This window comes from Thalassotalea sp. Y01, from assembly GCF_012932945.1.
GTDB lineage: Bacteria > Pseudomonadota > Gammaproteobacteria > Enterobacterales > Alteromonadaceae > Thalassotalea_A.
Window position 1 is genome coordinate 377,268 of sequence record NZ_JABBXG010000002.1, and the last position, 20,332, is coordinate 397,599.

Annotated in this window: 15 protein-coding genes; 10 read left to right on the plus strand and 5 right to left on the minus strand. The window is 41.3% G+C overall.

The annotated features are described in order from the left end of the window. Positions 1-85 precede the first annotated feature (85 nt). The 3 genes from HII16_RS04500 to dbpA all read right to left on the minus strand — a co-directional run bounded on the left by HII16_RS04500 (position 86) and on the right by dbpA (position 4,593). Positions 86-2,227 carry a S9 family peptidase gene (locus HII16_RS04500; protein ID WP_169127847.1) on the minus strand — a complete coding sequence of 714 codons (2,142 nt, stop codon included), beginning with the start codon at positions 2,225-2,227 and terminating at the stop codon, positions 86-88. Positions 2,228-2,359: 132 nt separating this feature from the next. Then, a complete protein-coding gene (locus HII16_RS04505) occupies positions 2,360-2,890 on the minus strand; it encodes a DUF3750 domain-containing protein (protein ID WP_169127849.1) in 531 nt (176 codons plus the stop codon). Between the two features lie 314 nt (positions 2,891-3,204). Beyond that, entirely contained in the window at positions 3,205-4,593 is a 1,389-nt protein-coding gene (gene dbpA / locus HII16_RS04510) for an ATP-dependent RNA helicase DbpA (protein ID WP_169127851.1), read from the minus strand. 398 nt (positions 4,594-4,991) lie between these two features. Here dbpA and HII16_RS04515 point away from each other — a divergent pair, with 398 nt between their 5' ends. The 3 genes from HII16_RS04515 to HII16_RS04525 all read left to right on the plus strand — a co-directional run bounded on the left by HII16_RS04515 (position 4,992) and on the right by HII16_RS04525 (position 8,891). Next, complete coding sequence (locus HII16_RS04515) at positions 4,992-5,918, plus strand: histone deacetylase (protein WP_169127853.1); 927 nt, start codon at positions 4,992-4,994, stop codon at positions 5,916-5,918. Between the two features lie 261 nt (positions 5,919-6,179). Further along, on the plus strand, positions 6,180-8,009 hold the full coding sequence (locus HII16_RS04520) for a hypothetical protein (RefSeq protein WP_169127855.1): 1,830 nt from the start codon (positions 6,180-6,182) through the stop codon (positions 8,007-8,009). A gap of 306 nt (positions 8,010-8,315) precedes the next feature. After that, the gene (locus tag HII16_RS04525) at positions 8,316-8,891 is read left to right on the plus strand and encodes a HutD family protein (protein ID WP_169127857.1); all 576 of its coding nucleotides are present in this window, start codon (positions 8,316-8,318) and stop codon (positions 8,889-8,891) included. Between the two features lie 610 nt (positions 8,892-9,501). On the opposite strand, the gene HII16_RS04530 is transcribed toward HII16_RS04525, so the two are convergent. After that, positions 9,502-10,764: a DUF418 domain-containing protein gene (locus HII16_RS04530; RefSeq protein ID WP_169127859.1), complete on the minus strand. Its 1,263-nt coding sequence runs from the start codon at positions 10,762-10,764 to the stop codon at positions 9,502-9,504. A gap of 298 nt (positions 10,765-11,062) precedes the next feature. On the opposite strand from HII16_RS04530, the gene HII16_RS04535 reads away from it, so the two are divergent. Both HII16_RS04535 and HII16_RS04540 read left to right on the plus strand, forming a co-directional pair. Further along, a complete protein-coding gene (locus HII16_RS04535; RefSeq protein WP_169127861.1) occupies positions 11,063-13,111 on the plus strand; it encodes a S9 family peptidase in 2,049 nt (682 codons plus the stop codon). 329 nt (positions 13,112-13,440) lie between these two features. Beyond that, on the plus strand, positions 13,441-14,745 hold the full coding sequence (locus HII16_RS04540) for a dicarboxylate/amino acid:cation symporter (protein WP_169127863.1): 1,305 nt from the start codon (positions 13,441-13,443) through the stop codon (positions 14,743-14,745). 232 nt (positions 14,746-14,977) lie between these two features. On the opposite strand, the gene HII16_RS04545 is transcribed toward HII16_RS04540, so the two are convergent. After that, complete coding sequence (locus HII16_RS04545; protein ID WP_169127865.1) at positions 14,978-15,397, minus strand: DUF3293 domain-containing protein; 420 nt, start codon at positions 15,395-15,397, stop codon at positions 14,978-14,980. Positions 15,398-15,533: 136 nt separating this feature from the next. On the opposite strand from HII16_RS04545, the gene HII16_RS04550 reads away from it, so the two are divergent. From HII16_RS04550 to HII16_RS04570, 5 genes are all read left to right on the plus strand, one after another. Further along, positions 15,534-16,589: a hypothetical protein gene (locus HII16_RS04550; protein WP_169127867.1), complete on the plus strand. Its 1,056-nt coding sequence runs from the start codon at positions 15,534-15,536 to the stop codon at positions 16,587-16,589. Positions 16,590-17,044: 455 nt separating this feature from the next. Next, positions 17,045-17,815, plus strand: a complete 771-nt coding sequence (locus tag HII16_RS04555; protein WP_169127869.1) for a hypothetical protein — start codon at positions 17,045-17,047, stop codon at positions 17,813-17,815. Between the two features lie 128 nt (positions 17,816-17,943). After that, on the plus strand, positions 17,944-18,681 hold the full coding sequence (locus HII16_RS04560) for a hypothetical protein (RefSeq protein ID WP_169127871.1): 738 nt from the start codon (positions 17,944-17,946) through the stop codon (positions 18,679-18,681). Positions 18,682-18,799: 118 nt separating this feature from the next. Then, on the plus strand, positions 18,800-19,513 hold the full coding sequence (ubiG, locus tag HII16_RS04565; protein ID WP_169127873.1) for a bifunctional 2-polyprenyl-6-hydroxyphenol methylase/3-demethylubiquinol 3-O-methyltransferase UbiG: 714 nt from the start codon (positions 18,800-18,802) through the stop codon (positions 19,511-19,513). An 18-nt stretch (positions 19,514-19,531) separates the two neighbouring features. Beyond that, on the plus strand, positions 19,532-20,215 hold the full coding sequence (locus tag HII16_RS04570; RefSeq protein ID WP_169127875.1) for an HAD-IA family hydrolase: 684 nt from the start codon (positions 19,532-19,534) through the stop codon (positions 20,213-20,215). The last annotated feature ends 117 nt before the right edge of the window (positions 20,216-20,332 follow it).

Genomic DNA, 20,332 nt, shown 5'->3' on the forward strand with positions numbered 1-20,332 from the left:
TTTTCACTATACAGATAAAAAAAGCGCTATCTTTTTGATAGCGCTTTTTATTTACCGACGATAAATCAACTAGAGAATAGCGTATTTATTGCGACAACAAATCCAGCATAAATGCGTATACCAGAGCACGGTCTTTATAACGTTTATAACGACCAGAAACACCGCCGTGGCCTGCTTCCATATTTATATGGAACAACAATTCATTATCATCAGTCTTCATCTCACGTAATTTCGCCACCCACTTAGCCGGTTCAAAATATTGAACTTGCGAGTCGTGTAAGCCCGTTGTAACCAATAGGTTCGGGTACGCTTTGGCCTCTACATTATCATATGGCGAATAAGACAACATGTAGTCGTAATAGGCTTTCTCATTTGGATTACCCCACTCATCATATTCATTTGTGGTGAGCGGAATAGACGCATCAAGCATGGTGGTCACCACATCAACAAACGGAACCGCTGCAACAACACCTCGATACAATTCAGGCGCTTGGTTAATGACCGCGCCCATCAATAAGCCGCCAGCACTACCACCGTAGGCAAAGATCTTATCGTCAGCGCCATACTTGCCTTTCACTAGTTCACGGGTGACATCAACAAAATCGTTAAAGGTGTTCTTCTTTTTCAAAAGCTTGCCATTGTCATACCATTTGCGGCCTAACATAGAACTACCACGAATGTGCGCGACCACATAGACAAAACCACGGTCGACCAGACTGATCACAGAATCACTAAAGAATGGGTCATTGGTTGAACCATAAGAACCATAGGCATATTGCAACAATGGGTTGGTACCATCGCCTTTAAACTGATCCTTTTTATAAAGCACACTGACCGGAATGTCGGCGCCATCACGGGCTTTCATCATGATGCGCTCAGAATGGTATTGCTTGGCGTCATAGCCGCCTAACACTTCATCCTGTTTCTTCAAATTAATAGAAGATAAATCCAGGCTGACGTCATACACCGAACGAGGGGTTGTCATACTTTGATAACCTACGCGAACAAAGTCGGCATTGAAATCAACATTGTTTTGCAGATAAACAGAATATAAAGACTCATCAAACTCAACCGGTGCGACTTTGCCGGTATTTAAATCCATAACACGAAGGCCCATTAAGCCGTTTTCGCGTTGGGTAAATATAAGCGCATCGTTAAGTACCAATAGCCCCGAAATTAATGTGTCTTCACGATGTTCAATCACATCTACCCATTTGCTTTTATCGCCGACATCCGCTTTTGCGACCTTAGCTATTTTGAAGTTTTTGGCATCTAGATTAGTAAGAATATAGAAATCTTCACCGTGCGACTGCACGCTGTATTCTAAATCTCGTTCAATCGCATGTGCTAGCTTAAACTCACCATCAGGGTTATTGGCATCGAGTAATGAAACACCTAAGCTCACCGTACTGTTGTGAAAAATCTCAATGTATTGATCATCCAGCGATTTACCTATCCAGGTATAGAATGACTTGTCAGTTTCTTCATACATCAGCACATCGTCTTCTTGCTTGGTGCCAAGGGTATGACGATAAACTTGGAAACCTAATAAGGTTTGCGGGTCTTTTTTAATGTAGAAAACAGTATTGGAATCGTTGGCCCAGATGATTTGACCGTTTGTACCGGTTAATTCATCACTGAGCATATCGCCGGTATGGATATTTTTAAACTTGATGGTATAAACACGACGACTCAACAAATCTTCTGAATAGGCTAATAAACCATTGTCAGGGCTAACTTCGACACTGCCATTCGCATAGTAATCTTTGCCTTCGGCTAGCACATTGGCATCAAGCAATACCTGTTCTTCACTACCGCCCTGTTTCACACGGCTGTATATACGATACTCACCGCCGGTGACAAATTTGCTCTGATAGGTATAACCATTCTTCGTATATGGCACCGATGAATCGTCTTTTTTAAGGCGGCTGATCATCTCGTCATATAAGGTATCTTGCAGCTCCTGAGTATGCGCCAATTTAGCCATCGCGTAATCTTCTTCCGCTTGAAGATGGGCTAGTATTTCTGAATCCGAACGGGTGTCGTCACGTAACCAGTAATAATTGTCAATGCGCTCATCACCATGAATCTGCATTTTCTTCGGCACTTTCTTAGCAATAGGTGCGACCACTTGAACCTCATCAGCCACTGACTGTTCCTTACCTTCATTATCGACACTGCAACCTGTTATATACAACGGCAGCAGCAACAAAGCGATTTTCTTCATTCTTATTCCCTAGCTTAAGTTATTGACTTGATTCAATTTAGTAAACATAAGTTAAATACACAAATCAACTTTTGTTTTTAGAAAAGATAAAGAAATGAAAAAGGCAATTATATTTAAGTGCAGTTAAAGCGATTACTGTTCAGCATAACCACTACCAATAGCGCTGAATGGTAACTCTAATTCAAGTTCGGGTACTTCTTGAGCAATCCAAGCAACAAAGGTATTGCTGTTAGGGCCTGGAAAGACACTGTATTCATCGGCCCACGGATAGCTTTGTATAGCTTGTTTAATCTTTGGGATAAGCTCTGTTGCTCTATCACCTTTTATTGATAGTAAAAGCTCTGGCTTTGAGCCATACCAAAATCTGTCGGGCGTTGCGGTATCATATTCACGGATAGCAGAAAGCCCTCGTCTTACTTGCCAGCCTACCACTTCATATACCGTGTATTTATCTGCGTCTTCACCTTTCACTGCTACCCACGGATGCACGGCAAACCAACCACGCCAGCTAAACGCATCGGCGGCATACACTTCTATGATCGCTCGGTTTTCTTCACTCGGTAATGCTGCAATACCCGCAGGTTCTCGACTTGCTGTGCGCCAATCACTGTTGGCACAACCGGTGAGTGATAATAAAAGAATGAAAGCGATAAACCGTTGCAACTTAAAACTCCTGACGATTTTTGATATGCACGTTATAAATTTTAGATGAAATCCATGAAGATAGACATCTTACCCACCATTACGTTCATACCAATGTAACAATGGTTTTATAAAGTACGCATCCATGAACAAAAGTATAACAACACACTTTTGCAGTGTTTTACATTTGGTTAACGGTATTTTTTCTGGAAAAGTTTACTATTAAACACAGTTAACTTTTCATAGTTTTCCTCCCTGAAATACAAATTTTTGCCCCACTCTTTAGTGGGGCTTTTTTTTAGCTAGATGTTGAGTATTTGCTGGGGCTAAGGTGACTAGCTAATTTTTCGAACTCTAAAATTTCGCCCTTTCATTTTGCCTTCGCTAATAGTTTTTACTGCAAGATTAGCAATTTTTGCCTCAACCGCGACAAACGATGCGACCGCTTGTACCTTTATCTTACCAATTTGTTGGCCGCTAATGTTTGGATTTGAGGTTAATCCGCCAAGAATATCACCAGGTCGTAACTTACTCTTTTTACCACCATCAATTTGCAAGGTTACCATAGTCGCTCTGACTGCTTTTTGGTTTAGCACAGATTCATCAGGTAACTCTGTCGGTATAATTTCTTGGCCTAAGTATTCTTCTAAACGAATGACTTTATGAGCTTCTTTGTAACTGATAAACGAACAGGCGGTACCCTTTTTTCCGGCTCTGCCGGTTCTACCAATGCGATGTACGTGTACTTCAGGGTCGTGTGCGATGTGAAAGTTAATCACCAAGTCCAAGTTATCGACATCGAGACCGCGGGCTGCGACATCGGTTGCGATAAGCACCGACAAACTTTTGTTGGCAAAACGGATCATGACCTTGTCTCGATCTTTTTGGTCTAAGTCGCCATGCAAAGCAGCACTATCAAAGCCACTGGCTTTTAATTGCTCGGATAATAATTGGCATTGTACCTTGGTATTACAAAACACCACCGCCGATTGTGGCTGAAACGCAAGTAATAAGCGTTTACTGGCGTCCATTCGTTGTTCATCGCCCCCTTCAACTTCATAAAAGTATTGACTGATGCTGCTGTTGTCATGGCTCGCTTCTACCGTGACTTTTTCAGGCGCGTTCATAATATGTGCAGCGAACTGTTCAATCTTCGGTGGGAACGTGGCACTAAACAACAGATTTTGTCGATCACTCGGGCAAAAACCAACTATGGTATTTAATGACTCTTCAAAACCGATATCGAGCATGCGGTCAGCTTCATCCAATACCAAGGTATTGACCTCATCTAAAGATAAACGGCCTTTACGAATGTGCTCTTCAACTCGACCCGGTGTGCCAACGATAATATGCGCACCATGCTCTAATGACCCTATTTGCGGCCCCATGGGCTGACCACCACATAAGGTCAGTACTTTGATGTTATGAATATTTCTTGCCAGCTTGCGTATTTCAACAGCAACCTGATCTGCTAATTCACGGGTTGGACACAGCACCACACTTTGCACTCGAAAGCGTTTCACATTTAAGTTATTCAATAAGCCCAATCCAAACGCACAGGTTTTACCGGAACCGGTTTTTGCTTGACCTATTACATCCTTGCCAGCAAGCATCAATGGAATAGATTTGGCTTGAATGTCAGTCATAGATAGGTAACCAAGCGTTGTTAAATTTTCAACGAGGGCCAATTTTAAATTAGTCGAGTTAAATGTTGGATTAGACACAATCAATAGCTATATAAATGGGAAAGCGTAAGTATAACAGATACTGATGTTAGGCATTAACGTAAATTAGCCATAATTCAATGGATTAAGAGATCAAAGACTGCTGCAAGATTTGTTGGTTCGTAATTACATTCACGATAAAGTCGTATATTAGGGCAAAACCAGTGTCGTTTTAACATATTTATAACAACTCACTATTGCACAGTTTTACATTTGGTTAACGGTATTTTTTCAGCAAAGGGTTAACATTAAAGACAGTTAACTTTTCATAGTTTTCCTCCCTGAAATGCTATTTTTCACCCCACACTTTAGTGGGGCTTTTTTTATTTAGCCATTCCCAGATCATTGCTTACTCATATACAATGGGCTCTTTTTTCGCGAACAGCGTATTGCTTTAGATGAAATCATTTAATATTCCGTTGGTATTTCACCCTATCTACAGTCAGCTTGAATTGCCTGACAGGCATCGCTTTCCTATTGATAAATATCGAACCATTTATGAGCGTTTGTTGCAGGAAGGTGTGTCCGAGGAAGTGTTTCATCAACCGGATATGTTGCCATATGAATCGGCTTCACCATGGATTGATTCGTCTTATGTGGATGCATTGGTTTCCAATAAGCTCGATCACAAAGCCATGCGCCGTATTGGTTTTCCTTGGTCAGAGCAACTGATCAAACGTACCTTTACCGCCGTTGGTGGTACCTTATTAACCGCAGAGCTAGCCTTAGAACATGGTGTGGCGATAAATCTCACCGGTGGTTATCACCACGCCTTTGCCGATTTTGGTTCAGGCTTTTGTATGATCAACGATTTGTATTTGGCGGCCAATCAAATGCTCGATGATGATGGCGTACATAAAGTATTGGTTTTTGACTGTGATGTTCATCAAGGTGATGGCACGGCCGCATTGGCCAAAAAGCGTGATGACATCATTACCGTGTCATTGCATTGCGAGAAAAACTTTCCGTACCGCAAACAAGTGTCCAACATGGACTTTCCATTAGATAACCACCTAAATGATGACGAATATTTGCAAACCGTGCAGCAAGCCATTGAGTTAGCCCTTAATTGTTATGACGTGGATGCGGTTATCTATGATGCCGGCGTTGATATTCATCAGCACGACGATTTGGGCCATTTGAACATTACCACTGATGGCGTGTATCAACGCGATAAGTTAGTGTTTCAAGCCTGCGCCGAACGTCAATTGCCAGTAGCGGCTGTGATTGGTGGTGGTTATCAGCGTGATATTGATGCCCTTGCTGATGTGCACCTGCAACTGTTTAAGGCGGCGCATGATGTAAAAACCAACATGGCCGATTAACATTTCACTAACAACACACTGTTGCCAAGTTTTACATTTGGTTAACGGTATTATTTCAGGAAAGGTTTAGTATTAAACACAGTTAACTTTTCATAGTTTTCCTCCCTGAAATGCAAATTTTTGCCCCACTCCTTAGTGGGGCTTTTTTTATCCTATCAAACAGATTATTAAAGAGTGTTTAAAATCAGGCAAATTTCCCGCTTCCATTCTATACTTGCACTATCTAATAAAATCTAGACAAATCAACAATTAGCAGGACGCATGAGTCTTTTTCAGGAATTAAAAAGAAGAAACGTGTTTAAGGTAGCCAGTGTGTACTTGGTTACTACATGGCTTATTATTCAAATCATTTCGGTCATATCCCCGTATCTGCACTTGCCGTTAATTTTTGGCACCATAAGCACGGTTGTGTTGGCGATTGGTTTTCCTATTGCGGTCATATTTGCCTGGGCATTTGAGTTAACACCACAGGGTTTAAAGAAAACAAAACAGGTTGATAAAGAAGAATCCATAACCGATGTTACCGGCAAAAAGCTGAGTATCAGCCTATCCATCCTTCTCGCATTCGCGTTATTTTTTATTGCCTATGACAAGCTCATTGCGACAACGCCTGCCAATACAACCGCAGAGACACAAACGCAAAGCCAGCTACTAACCATTGCCGTGTTGCCATTCATCAATATGAGTACGGATAAGGAAAACGAATTCTTTGCCGATGGTTTAACCGAAGAAATCCTCAATAAACTTGCCCGTGTATCGAAATTGCAGGTCACAGCCCGAACATCAGCATTCAAATACAAAAACACCAATGAAGACTTACGTGTTATTGGTGAAGAACTTGGGGTCCGTTACCTGTTAGAAGGCAGCGTTCGTAAAGACGAGAATAGCGCGCGCATCACGGCGCAGTTAATACGCGCCGAAGATGGCTTTCATATGTGGTCTGATACCTACGACAGTGATTTGGCTAATGCACTTACAGTGCAAGATAAAATCGCCACTGAAGTGACCGAAGCCTTGGATATCATTCTTGATGAGCAAGCACGAAATGAAATGCAACAAGCGGGTATAGGAGATGTGCAAGCCTTTATTGCCTTTCAAAAAGGGGTGGAGACATTCAATGAAGCGCATTCCAATTTGTTCGTCAATATTGAGTTACTTAAAACTGCTAATCAGTATTTTGATATTACCATTGAGCAAGCGCCTACCTTTAAAGATTCATATGTTTATAAGTCTGATTACTATGCCCATGTATTTTTGAGTGACGAAGTAAGATACAGCAAAGAAGACAAATTACAGGCGCAACAAGAACTGCTCAGTCTGTTTACGCATGTTATCAATAATGAGCGAAATAAGAATTTAAAAGCTTTATATCAAATGAGCGCGACCCTGTTTGGGGATGATTGGCGTAACCTGCCCAGGTATGCACAAAATATTCAAGCGATAGACTTCTGTGCCACGATACAATGGATAGATGTTTTAAAAAGTCTTGGCTACAAACAATTGATTTTGGATTTGGCTAAAAAAACATATGAATGTGACCCTTTAAATGGATTGAATAAATTAACCTTATTATTTGAAAACTATAATTCGGGCGATCAAGAAGAAGTACGAAGACTCATCAAACAATTTAACACGAAGCAAGGTAACCAATACCGCTATGCAGTGGTAGAAGTTCTTACCTATCTCGCTGAAAGCAACATTGATGAAGCTCAAAATGCCATTAAAAAAGCGTCTGTGGGTCCTCTAAAAAACATAGGCGAAGGTTTAATTGCCAGTGCGATAGGCAACGAAAATGACATTAAACAGGCCATAAAATTGTTGACCAATCACCGCAATGGTACTCGAACATATTTAATGGATGATTTAGTGCACGCCAATTTTATTGGTGATAGAGACAAGGCCAATGAAATTGCCGCGCAACTGGATAAAGACCCCGCAGGTTCTTTTTATTTATTACAAAGCATTTTAAATTGTAGTTGTGGCGCTACTTTCGATATTGAGCATACGCCAACTTTTGCCCGACGTCTTGAACAAGCTCAAGTTAGCTGGCCGCCACAAACGCTGATTAAATTCCCTATGAAGGACTGGTAACAGAGCAACAGCCATAATCGACATTTACATTTCACTCACAACACACTGTTGCGCAGTTTTACATTTGGTTAACGGTATTATTCAGGGAAAGGTATAACATTAAAGGCAGTTAACTTTTCATAGTTTTCCTCCCTGAAATACTATTTTTGCCCCACTCCTTAGTGGGGCTTTTTTTTGCGCGAAATCCTCGGTACTGAAAACACGTGGCCAAGCTCCTTGTTGTTAATTCAATAAATAAAGCGACAATAAGCGATTCAGTTAGGTTAAAATAATTCCGTTATTACAATTACTTTCATTCAGGTTACTATGAAGCACACTCTTATCTCACCAAATCAGTTTAAAACCATTCCCTGGAAAAACGGCAAAGGCAATACCGTTGAGTTAGCCATAAACGATGGTGCAACGCTGGATAATTTCACTTGGCGCATCAGCATGGCCGATGTGGTGGAAGATGGTGAGTTTTCAGACTTTAGCGGCTATTTAAGAAATCTGGTATTAATCAAAGGTTCAGCCATTACCCTTGAGCATGACAAACAAAACACCGATGCACTTAACCAATACTTACGTTTTGCGACCTTTAATGGCGGCAACAAAACCGTTGGAAAGTTACCTAATGGCCCGATCACCGACTTTAATATCATTACGTGCATCAATACCTATGATGTTGAGGTGTTCACTCACCTAGATAAAACATCGCAACCTATCCCTGATTGTGATTTAGCCTTTGTTTATAGCTTGGGAGAGCCTGTCATTGTGAAAAGTAACAATTTCTATATAACGGTTGCCAGTAATCATCTATTAAAGGTGGATATGGATAAAAACGCCGAACAACTCAGTGCCAATGGCGGTGACATGATCATCGTTTGCTTAACCCAAAAATAAGAGCCTACTGATTAACAAATTGCTAACAACAAACCGTTGCGCAGTTTTACAATTGGTTAACGGTATTATTCGGGGAAAGGTATATCATTAAAGACAGTTAACTTTTCATAGTTTTCCTCCCTGAAATGCAAATTTTTGCCCCACTCCTTAGTGGGGCTTTTTTTTGCTTATAATTTTCTCCGATTCAGTGCCCTAGTTCGAAACGACGTTTTTATATAAATAAGTCGCATTTCGTGCATGGTTGAGGTCTTCATACACCACCAAACATACGCGAATCTCCTGAATATCGTCGGTTGCAGGCATGGAACCGGTTAACATGGCGACAATAAATGCCGCCGCCTTTTCACCCGAGCGCGACGCATCGATTTCTTTTGCGCCGATAACACACCGATTCGGGTACTGGACTCTTCAACGATATAGCCGAGATCTTGCAAGATACCACCGGTGGCCAATAATAAGGTCTGACGGTCTACGTCATCATATTTTCTGCTTTGTATGCGTACTTTGGCGTATCTAAATTACCATTGACATAACGGGTGTGCTCTATTCGTCGGTCAGCATCAACGAGTCAACTATATCATTACTAAAAACCATGCGTTAAATATAGATACTAAGGCTTACTGGTTTGTTGCTTTGAAAAAGGTTGCTGTTGCAGTTTTGTCCCGCAACGCCACAGCCATTCTAATGGTCCAAACTGAAATCGTTTAAGCCACCAGCTACTGAGTTTTAATTGCACAATAAGTATAACCAGCGCAATCACAAGGCCTTGATGGTGAGATAATTTCGCAATATAACCTAACCCCCAATTGAAAAAAATAAAGGTGCCGATCATGCTTTGCGTCACATAGTTGGTGAGTGCCATTCGGCCAAAAGGTGCTAAGCGCAGTAAAACCTTCTGCCCACGCAAGGTAGCAAAGGCCAAGAGAAATAAACACAGATACACACCGGTCATCGTCAAATTAACCAATTGATACATGGTCAAGGCCACCATGCCGACAAAGCTATCAAAACCAGCGGCGTTTTCTTTCATAAACGCGTGGTAAATCACAAATCCAGCGATAGGTAGACATATAGCAAAGGCTATACCCAGTCGTTTAAGCCAGGTTTTAAATACTGCTTTATTGGCAATAATATCGTTGAATATGCCTAATCTACCCAACCAAAGGCCGATTAAAAAGTAAGCAAAGGTGAGGTACAAACGACCAAAAATACTGATTTGAAATTCAAATTTCGCCAGCATGCCAGAAAAGGCATTTTCATAAAACACATCACCAAGACTGCCCTGTGTTATAGCCGCAATATAAGCCTGTAACGCCGGTTCATCGGGTTCCACACTTCCCCCAGGTATGATGGTATCGGTACCGTGAGTGAAAAATATTAAATAACGAAAGCCACCAGCGAAAATAAACGCCATTATCCAAAAAAAGGCTTTGTTGGAGAGTTTATAGCAAGCAACTAGCGGAATACCTAAAACCGCATAGATCACCAGAATATCACCTCGATAAAACAGATTATGCAGAAAGCCAATTACCAATAATAAGGCGAGTCGCCAAACAAAGCGGCCGTGGTAATTGACGCCTTTGCGTTCGGCGCTGTCCATTTGAATAAAAAAGCTGAGACCAAAAAGAATTGAAAATAACGCAAAGAATTTACCACGCAGGAAAATCCAGTCTATTGGACCGATAATGGCGTCTATGACACTGGTATTCAAACCATCAAAGAATCCCGGAGGCGGCAAGGTTGCCATGTATTGTTCTAGCATATGACAAATAATAATGCCCGCCAGTGCAAAGCCACGCAACGCATCGACAACATGCAATCGAGCATTGCTCGTTTGTGTTGATGAAGAATTTACTAAGCTATCATTTTGCATGGGTTTCCTTATTCCTTGGACTACGTAAGCAGAGCTGTTAAAAAAAGCGCTTAACCAAAACACCTGCTTTACAGTCTATGTCAGATACTGCCATTGAGCGAGAATTGGGCAACGTTGAAACCAAACATCTGTACAAGCTGGTTGATCAGCTTCCCTTAAAACACCCTAACACCCTGTTTAATATTATAAAAATCAAGCACATCAACATAATTCTACTATAGTTATCAAAGACGAATTCGGGCGTTTTAAGTTTAGTGAAACGGATATGGCCCGATATGATAATAAACAAGGAATCACTATGAATAAACGCATTTCACTGAGTCTTGCGCTCGTTGGCTCTTTGCTACTAGGCGCTTGCTCTTCCGGTAATAATGAAGTTGAAAGCACGATGGCAAAAAAAATTACTCCTCCTGAACTTATCGACCGTGCCGTTTTATTTGGCAACCCAAGTCGCTTTCAAGGCCGTGTTAGTCCTGATGGCAATAAAATGAGTTTTCGTGCGCCATTAGATGGCGTGATGAACTTATGGGTAGGCGATAAAGGTAACTTTGACAGTGTTAAAGCGATTACTAAAGACACCGGACGAGGTATTCCGAGCCATTTTTGGTCAAAAGACAGTAATTACATTTTTTATATTCAAGATCAAAACGGTGATGAAAATTGGCATTTATACAGCGTAGAGCTGGCCACAGGTAAAACCACAGATTTGACACCGCATGCCAATACACAGGCCCAGTTTTTAGGTCAAAGTAAGGACATGCCTGGCATCATTATTGCCGGTATGAATGACAGAGATCCACGTTGGCATGATGTATACAAGGTTGATTTAGCCAGCGGTGAACGCACCTTGTTACAGCAAAATGAAGGCTATGCCGGTTTTGTACTCGATAATGAACTGAATGTTCGTTTGGCTGCAAAAACCCTCGCTAACGCCGATATGGAATGGTTTAAAAAAGACGGTGAACAATTTACATCATTTTTAAGCGTCCCTTATTCAGATATGCGAACCACGCAGATTTTAAAGTTTGATAACGACAACTCAGGTGTATACATGCTCGACAGCCGTGGTCGTAACACCGCAGCATTGAGTCACATGGATTTGGCCAGCGGTAAACTTACCGTTCTCGCCAGCGATGATAAAGTCGATATTTCCAGCATTTTGTTTGACCCAGATAACCATACTCCGGTTGCCTATAGTGTCGATTTTATCAAACCAGAATGGGTTGCTATTGATGACGGTTACAAAGACGACATTAACACCCTAAACAGTCAATTGAGTGGCGGTGCGCAAATCTTAGCGCAATCAAATGATAATAATTACTGGACCGTATATACCGACAACAGTAATAGCTCGCCTATTTACAAGGTTTATGATCGAACCACTAAAACACTCACCGATATGTTTGTTACCAACCCGAAACTTAATGAGGTTAGCTTAGCTAAAATGTACGGTGTGGTGATCAAATCACGCGATAATAAAGACCTTGTTTCATACCTTACCCTGCCATTAGAAAGCGACATGAATCAAGATGGCAAACCTGAAGCCAAGGTGCCTATGGTGATGCTGGTTCATGGTGGCCCATGGGGACGTGACATCTATGGTTACTCTCCAGTTGTACAATGGCTAGCAAACCGCGGTTATGCGGTTCTGCAAGTAAACTTTCGCTCTTCAACAGGCTTTGGTAAAGAGTTTACTAATGCCGGTGATAAGCAATGGGGCAAAGCCATGCATACCGATTTGATTGACGCAAAAAACTGGGCGGTTAAGCAAGGCGTTACGGACGCCAATACAGTAGCAATTATGGGCGGTAGTTACGGCGGTTATGCCACATTAGCAGGGTTAACGTTTACGCCGGACGAGTTTAGCTGTGGGGTTGATATTGTAGGCCCGTCAAATTTACAAACGTTATTGTCTTCTATTCCGCCTTACTGGACCAGTTTCAGACAAGTGTTTGTTAACGCCATTGGCGACCCTGATACCGATGAAGGCTTAGCACTATTAAAAGAACGTTCACCATTAACCTATGTTGATGAGATAAACAAACCATTGTTAATTGCTCAAGGTGCTAATGATCCACGCGTTAAGCAAGCGGAGTCTGATCAAATCGTCGATGCGATGAAGGCACGAGATATTCCAGTGACCTATGTATTGTTCCCGGATGAAGGGCATGGTTTCCAAAAGCCTGAAAACAATCTGGCATTCTACGCGGTAGCAGAAGCATTTTTAGCGAAATGCCAAAATGGTCGTGTACAACCGATTGGTGATGACTTTGACAACTCTAGTATTCAAATTACCCATGGTGCTGAATTTGTGCCTGGTGTGCCGAGCACCTCGGTAAATGAATAGTAAACCAACGACAAAAAGGTAACCGACAAAAACAGTGCTCTATTCACATCATAGTAAAACAAAGCATTGCACTGTTTTACATTTGGTTAACGGAAATAATTTATGAACAGATTAGACTTAATAGCAGTTAACTTTTCATAGTTTTCCTCCCTGAAATGCAAATTTTTGCCCCACTCCTTAGTGGGGCTTTTTTTTGCCCGACATAGCATCTACTGGCAACCTTTCTCTAGTTCATTTAAAAGCTTGGCAATAGGCTTGCAAATCTACTCATCTCTATTTCGTTTGCAAACATTTATGATAAGGTGGTGAAAAAACAATAAGAATAAATGATGATCGAAAACGGAATTCTTAATAAACCCAAATTACGAGAACAGCTCTGGTTCAAAGTACTGTTCGCCTTGTTTGCCGGTGTCATCGTCGGCGTATTGATGGGCCAAGACTTGGCGCTTATGCCGCATCACATAGCAACATCTATCAGCGAATGGTTAGCACTACCGGGCTATCTATTTATGACCTTACTCAAATTTATCGTTATCCCTTTGGTGATAAGTTCGGTAATGCTGGGAATTTGTGACTCGTCTGGCTCAAAAGCACTAAAAACTTTAGGCTCAAGCGTGGGCTTTATTTTATTTACCACAACGATTGCAACAACCATTGCCTTAAGCCTGACGTTTTTAATAGAACCTGGTGCGGCTGTCGACAATCGTTATTTTGGTGGCAGCGGTGACAGCACCATCAACCCTATCAACATAGCCGAAAACGGTGCCTTAGGGATTATCAAAGGCATTATGCCTGGTAACCTGTTTTATCATATGAGTAACGCAGATATGCTGCAAATTGTTGTCGCAGCGATCATTATTGGCTTAGCGCTATTAAATATGGCAAAAGACGATTCGATGCCATTAATTGCATTAATGCGTTCGGTACAAAAAGTCTGTATGACTATTGTTATTTGGTTGATGAAATACACACCTATCGTGGTGTTTGGATTGATTCTTAACACGGTTGTACAAATGGGCTTAGGCGCCATTGTCGCGGTTTCGATGTTTTTCGCAACCGTCGTGTTGGGCATGGTGTGCATGGTGTTGGTGTATATGTTGATCATTGCCATCTTAACTCCTCATAACCCGCTCACCTTTATTAAAAATTGCCGCGAGGTTATCGCGTTTGCGTTGGCAACATCATCGTCAAGTGCCACCATGCCGGTGACCTTGCGTGTTACCGAAACATTGCACAAGGTTCGGCCGCAAATATCGCGCTTGGTCATTCCCTTAGGTACAACGGTTAATATGGATGGTACAGCGATTTTCCAAGCCACCGCGGTGGTCTTTATCGCTCAAGCGTTTGGCGTAGATTTAACCACAACGCAATTGATCATCATTAGCTTATTGGCCATTGTTGCCTCAATTGGTGCGCCAGGTATTCCATCTGGATCTCTTCCGATTCTTGCTGGTACCTTGGCAAGCCAAGGACTGCCTGTCGAGGGCATGGCATTGGTCATTGGCGTTGATAGACTCTTGGATATGGGGCGTGGTGTTATCAATATATTGGGTGATATGACGTCAGCAACCGTACTTAATACCTATATAAAAGAGGATACGGTAACAGATGTGCCGGTCAGCGACGCTGGCTAAGTTAACAGTTTTATAACAACAAACGATTGCCAACAATTACGTTTGGTTAACGGTATTTATTCAGGGTTCAGGTATTATTAAATACAGTTAACTTTTCATAGTTTTCCTCCCTGAAATTCAAATATTCGCCTCACTACCTTTAGTGGGGCTTTTTTTTATTCCGATAAAAAACAGAGCTGAGTGCAAACCAGTAATGAATTACAGGGAAAAATGACCTAACGGCTACGGTATACTAGTAATGTTCGTTGGTAATTAAACTGACCTGCCCTTGTTCGTCTAACCAAACATATGCCTGTTGTTCAAACTTTGCCGCCAATTGATTTGCTTGCTGCTGAGTGATGTTGGTTATAAACACACTTTTTTCTGCTGACCAGCTTTCATCGCGTCCAGCGCCATAACCATTTAAAAAGTCCAGCTGCTTAGCATTAAGCTCAGCCACTAACGCCTTGTGGCGCAGCTCATTTTGTTGCTTAGACACGACTTTACTGTGAGGATTATACGCTGTTATAAACGCCGCAGTAGGTTGTTTAAAACGATGCAAATAACGACTCAAGGTGCGTTCGGTCTGGCCTATATTTATCAGCCAAATGCCAATATCATCATCAATGATGTAATCAGTTTGCATATAGGCGTTTAACAGTTTTTTATCCATAAAAGTGTACATTTGGGGTAATTGCCAACATTGTAGCCGATTTTTATCTGCTACAGTTAACACCATGTTACTGTTCAGAAAATTAATTTCTAAAGCCTTCCCAAAACCCGAGCCTAAATCATTGCCAGCAAGGGTGGTGAACTATACGTGGTATGCGATAGGTGAAATCGTGTTAATTGTTGTTGGTATTATGTTGGCAATAAGCTTGAACAACTATAACGAAAACAAAAAACAGCAGCAGATATTTATACAAGAACTGGAGATCGTCTATAACAAGCTGTTTGAAATAAAAGACCTGCATCGTAACCACGTTTTTAATCTTGATAAGCAGGAAAACATCATTGATGCCATCTTAGCAGATCGATTTTTCTTATCTTATCCTGAAAACCAACTGCCCTATTTTTTGTATTACGTCGATTTACCCCACCAAGACTGGGGAGTTCAGCCAGTAAGCATTAACAACTATATTAAAGACCTAAAACCGATCACTGCCAAGCAAACAGAGGTCTATAACGTCTTACTCGATTATATCGAACACAAAGATTACAACGGTTTGATGACAAGCACACATGAGTTGAATCAAGCCATTATATCACCTGATTTAGAAGCCTTGGGTATTCCCTATCCAGCATTAGTGTTTGGTATGTACGCGCTTAATAACTTTGAATTCTTTAATACCATGCCGGTATTTTCTGAAGACGACGTGAACAAAGTAAAACGCTTACTGAAACAACCGCAAATGATCACCAAGCTACATACCCTGAAGGCAAAAAAATCCTTGCTCAAATACCCCTATTTTATGAGTCCAGTTGAAATTGATAACGTGTCACAGATGATAAAGAATTACTTTCCCAGTATCTCTTACCAAACCCCCAAAATAGGCATTATTGGTTCAGCAATTGAAGGTCATGGTTGGTTTGAAACCTCATTAGATATGGCACTTATAAATGAAGAACAAAGAATTTTTTATGTTCGTGTGTACTTGATTGAAGGGCAGGTAAAGTTTAGGGCCGATAACATGTGGAAAAAGGATTGGGGTGGTAGCTTTTTCCCGTCAGGTGAAGCGATTTTAAAAGGCGATAATATATCGGTTCCAGAAGGCTTATACGATGTCTACTTTAATTTAACCGAATTGTCTTATCGATTTGAGCAAGTAGAACAAGCACCGACTGAGCAACAAAATAACCAGTGATAACTAGCTTCTAGCACTTAGTCATTAAATTCAATACAAGCAACCAGGCGAATATTTATATCCGCGCCTTCGCAAGGTTAACGATTAATTAACAACATACTGTTGCAGTGATTTACATTTGATTAACGGTATTTTTTCTAGGCTCAGGTATTATTGAACACAGTTAACTTTTCATAGTTTTCCTCCCTGAAATGAAAATTTTTGCCCCACTCCTTAGTGGGGCTTTTTTTTATGCATATTATTTTTACCGTTTCCACTTCGGACGCTCATCCGCTTTCTCATCTAATCCACTGATGAATATCCATTTTATTTTGATGAAAATAGCAAAATTTCAATAGTTTGCTAATCTTTAGGCACCGGTAAAGCACTGACTTTACGGATCCTGCTAATGGTATTTAGAAGCGGTTTCAATTGGGAACGCAGTAATTAGCTATGTAAAATTAGAAGGATACAAGATGAAAGAGTACATAACCTCCCTAACCTTAGCGGTTAGTCTATTGTTCAGCTCTGCTCTATTTGCATTTGATGACCATGAAAAGCCTAAGTCTCTCGCTGACATGTGGGTGATGGTGCCTAATGCCGGACAGCAAGCACAGTTTGAACAAGCGTTTAAAGAGCACCTTAAATATCGATTATCAAAAAAAGACCCTCGCGAATGGCATGTCTTTGTGCCAACCGTTGGTGTTGACATGAATCGTTACGCGGTGCGTTTTTGTTGTACGTCATTTAAAGATGTCGAGGCCTATAATAAGTGGGCTAAAGACAATGACATCGGCAAACATTGGAATGAAACCGTTGCCCAATATGTTGCCAGCTATGAACACTTTTTTGGGCGCATGGACTTTGACAACAGTCATTGGCCAGATGATGGCAAAAAATATCGTTATTTCGCAGTTACCGAGTACCAAGTAAAAATGGGAAAAAGTGAAAGTGTTGAAGCGGGTAAGAAGACATTAAGCGACAATGCAAAAGCGATGAAGTGGCCTTACCTTTGGTCATGGAGTTGGACCATCGGCGGCGAAGGTGGATTAAACTTGGTCATCCCTTATGAAAACTTTGAAGGCATGACACCACCGGATAAATCGTTTGGCGAAGCTTTATCTGAACATTTAAAAGATGATGCCAAAACCGCTGAAATCTTCAGTAACTGGAGTGATAATTTTAGTAGTACCAACTATACCATTTGGTCATTAAGAGATGATATGAGCATGGGACAAAGCGAATAGTCCTAGCACGTATTAACGACTTAACAACAAAGGCAAACCGAATTTCCAGCGGTTTGCCTTTTATTTTTATAAAACAGTAAGATATAGACTACATTTAGTGAATAACACCATACAAAGCACTTACTATTATGCTATTACGACGCATTAACCTTCACTTAAAACAACAAAACTGGACTGCGGTCATCCTAGATTTTCTGGTCGTTGTGCTGGGTATCGTCGTCGGATTACAAATAACCGATTGGAATGAACAGCGCAAAGACAATGCCAAAGAACAACAGTATCTCAGTCAAATCTATCGTGATTTTGGCGTTAATATTGAAAAAGCCAATGCCTTAGTTGCGCATCATGATGAACGAGTTAACGACAGTATGTATGCCATTTCCAAAATCATAAAGCAAAAACCGCAAGATGACGAGGAAGCCGAGCGCTTTAAGTGGGCGGTATTAACCTTAAAACAACGCCCACCATTGATGCTAGAAATGGGCGGCTACAATGCACTGATTGCAGCGGGTGACTTTGCTCTTATTCGTGATAACGAATTGCGCAACCTATTTATTCGTATCGACAGTGCGATTACAACCGATAAAGAAATGCTCGATATTTTTGCTGGTCAAGATTGGAATGAACAAGATCAACTACGAATTGGTAAAACCTTGCCTCACCCGAGTGGTCGTGGCCTAGCGTTTGAAGTAGATTACGATTATGTCGCCAATCACCCGCAATCACTGTCTGTATTCTCTGCGTGGCGTCGCAGTCACGCAACTCTGCGCGATTATCGCAGTTATCTAGCAAAGCTTTTCACTGACGCCAGAGAGCGAATAAAAGTGGTAAACAATCAACCCTCTGATACTGAAAATAGTCAATAGGCTACTATAAACCTATATTGACTATCATCCGTATTACACAATTAACACCAAGTTTCCTTTGATATTAATTGTTTACCTGGGCTAGAATCGAATCATTCTCATCAAGTTGTTTATACCTATGTCAAAACCTTTGAACGTTAACCCTGAAGAAATCGCTAAATTTGAAGCCGTTGCTCACCAATGGTGGGATTTACAAGGTGATTTCAAGCCGCTACATCAGATCAATCCTTTACGTCGAAATTTTATAACGTCACATGTTGGTGACTTATTTGACTTAGACATTATCGATGTTGGTTGCGGCGGTGGCATTCTCGCTGAAAGTCTGGCCCGACTCGGCGCTAAGGTAACGGGTATTGATATGGGTGAAGAGCCGTTAAATGTTGCCAAGCTGCATGCTTTAGAGTGCGGTGTTGACCTCAATTACCAAAAAATTCCCGTTGAAGAAAAAGCCGAACAATGCCCGGAGCAGTTTGACGTCGTAACCTGTATGGAAATGCTTGAACATGTGCCTGACCCGGCATCAATCGTGAAAGCCTGCAGCGACATGGTTAAACCCGGTGGTTATGTGTTTTTTTCTACATTAAATAAAACCATCAAATCCTACTTATTCGCGATAGTTGGCGCCGAAAAAGTATTAAAAATCGTACCAAATGGCACCCACGATTGGGACAAGTTTATTCGACCGAGTGAGCTTATCGGCTGGGCCGAAAATGTTAATTTAAAATGTTTTGATGCGACAGGCATTCATTACAATCCAGTGACAGAGAATCATAAATTGGGCGATGGTTTGGATGTTAATTATCTTATCGCTTGTCAAAAAATTGCCGAATAACTTACGGATACCAAAATTATGCTAAGCCAAGCTAAAGGCGTGTTGTTTGATCTTGATGGCACCCTACTTGATACCGCACAAGACTTAGGTGCGTGCCTCAATTATTTGATGGATAAATATGGCTTTGAGCACGTCTCATACGAACAATATCGATTAGTTGCATCCGATGGTGTATACCCATTGCTCGATCTTGGCTTTGCCGAGCAACTGGTGCATTTTGACCGCGAGCAATTGCGCCAAGAATTTCTCGATTACTATCTCGATAATATTGCCGTTCATAGCAAACCGTTTGACGGCATAGTTGAGCTTATAGATGCAATTGAACGTCAAAATGTGCCTTGGGGCGTGGTCACAAATAAGCCCGCGTTTCTTACCGATCCATTAATGTTGCAGTACCCAGAATTTAAACAATCGATCATTAATGTCAGCGGCGATACGTTACCACAACGTAAACCGGACCCTGCGCCAATGTTACTGGCCAGTGAAGCCCTTGGTGTGGCGAGCAAAGACATTTGGTATTTTGGTGATGCAGAGCGTGATATCCAGGCTGGTCGACGTGCGGATATGACTACCGTGATTGCCAAATGGGGTTATATTAAAAACGAACAAGAATTAGCCAGATGGCAAGCAAATTATTGCGTCGCTCACCCTTTGCACATTCTTGGTATCGATGATCAGGCCAAAGATCGCCCAAGCCTATAACTCACTGTTTTAAAAAACATTTAAATTGAATAGTCGTTTTTAGTATAACAAGGTCAAAAAACAACCAAAAAGATCTTAAAAAAAATTTTTTAGCGAAAAAAAGATCTTGCTTTTTTG

What these genes read in the sequence shown, in the direction of transcription:
- HII16_RS04500 (WP_169127847.1), bottom strand. Translation starts at nt 2,227, where the DNA reads ATGAAGAAAATCGCTTTGTTGCTGCTGCCGTTGTATATAACAGGTTGC.
- HII16_RS04515 (WP_169127853.1), top strand. Translation starts at nt 4,992, where the DNA reads ATGAAATCATTTAATATTCCGTTGGTATTTCACCCTATCTACAGTCAG.
- HII16_RS04520 (WP_169127855.1), top strand. Translation starts at nt 6,180, where the DNA reads ATGAGTCTTTTTCAGGAATTAAAAAGAAGAAACGTGTTTAAGGTAGCC.
- HII16_RS04525 (WP_169127857.1), top strand. Translation starts at nt 8,316, where the DNA reads ATGAAGCACACTCTTATCTCACCAAATCAGTTTAAAACCATTCCCTGG.
- HII16_RS04530 (WP_169127859.1), bottom strand. Translation starts at nt 10,764, where the DNA reads ATGCAAAATGATAGCTTAGTAAATTCTTCATCAACACAAACGAGCAAT.
- HII16_RS04535 (WP_169127861.1), top strand. Translation starts at nt 11,063, where the DNA reads ATGAATAAACGCATTTCACTGAGTCTTGCGCTCGTTGGCTCTTTGCTA.
- HII16_RS04540 (WP_169127863.1), top strand. Translation starts at nt 13,441, where the DNA reads ATGATCGAAAACGGAATTCTTAATAAACCCAAATTACGAGAACAGCTC.
- HII16_RS04545 (WP_169127865.1), bottom strand. Translation starts at nt 15,397, where the DNA reads ATGGATAAAAAACTGTTAAACGCCTATATGCAAACTGATTACATCATT.
- HII16_RS04555 (WP_169127869.1), top strand. Translation starts at nt 17,045, where the DNA reads ATGAAAGAGTACATAACCTCCCTAACCTTAGCGGTTAGTCTATTGTTC.
- HII16_RS04560 (WP_169127871.1), top strand. Translation starts at nt 17,944, where the DNA reads ATGCTATTACGACGCATTAACCTTCACTTAAAACAACAAAACTGGACT.
- ubiG (WP_169127873.1), top strand. Translation starts at nt 18,800, where the DNA reads ATGTCAAAACCTTTGAACGTTAACCCTGAAGAAATCGCTAAATTTGAA.
- HII16_RS04570 (WP_169127875.1), top strand. Translation starts at nt 19,532, where the DNA reads ATGCTAAGCCAAGCTAAAGGCGTGTTGTTTGATCTTGATGGCACCCTA.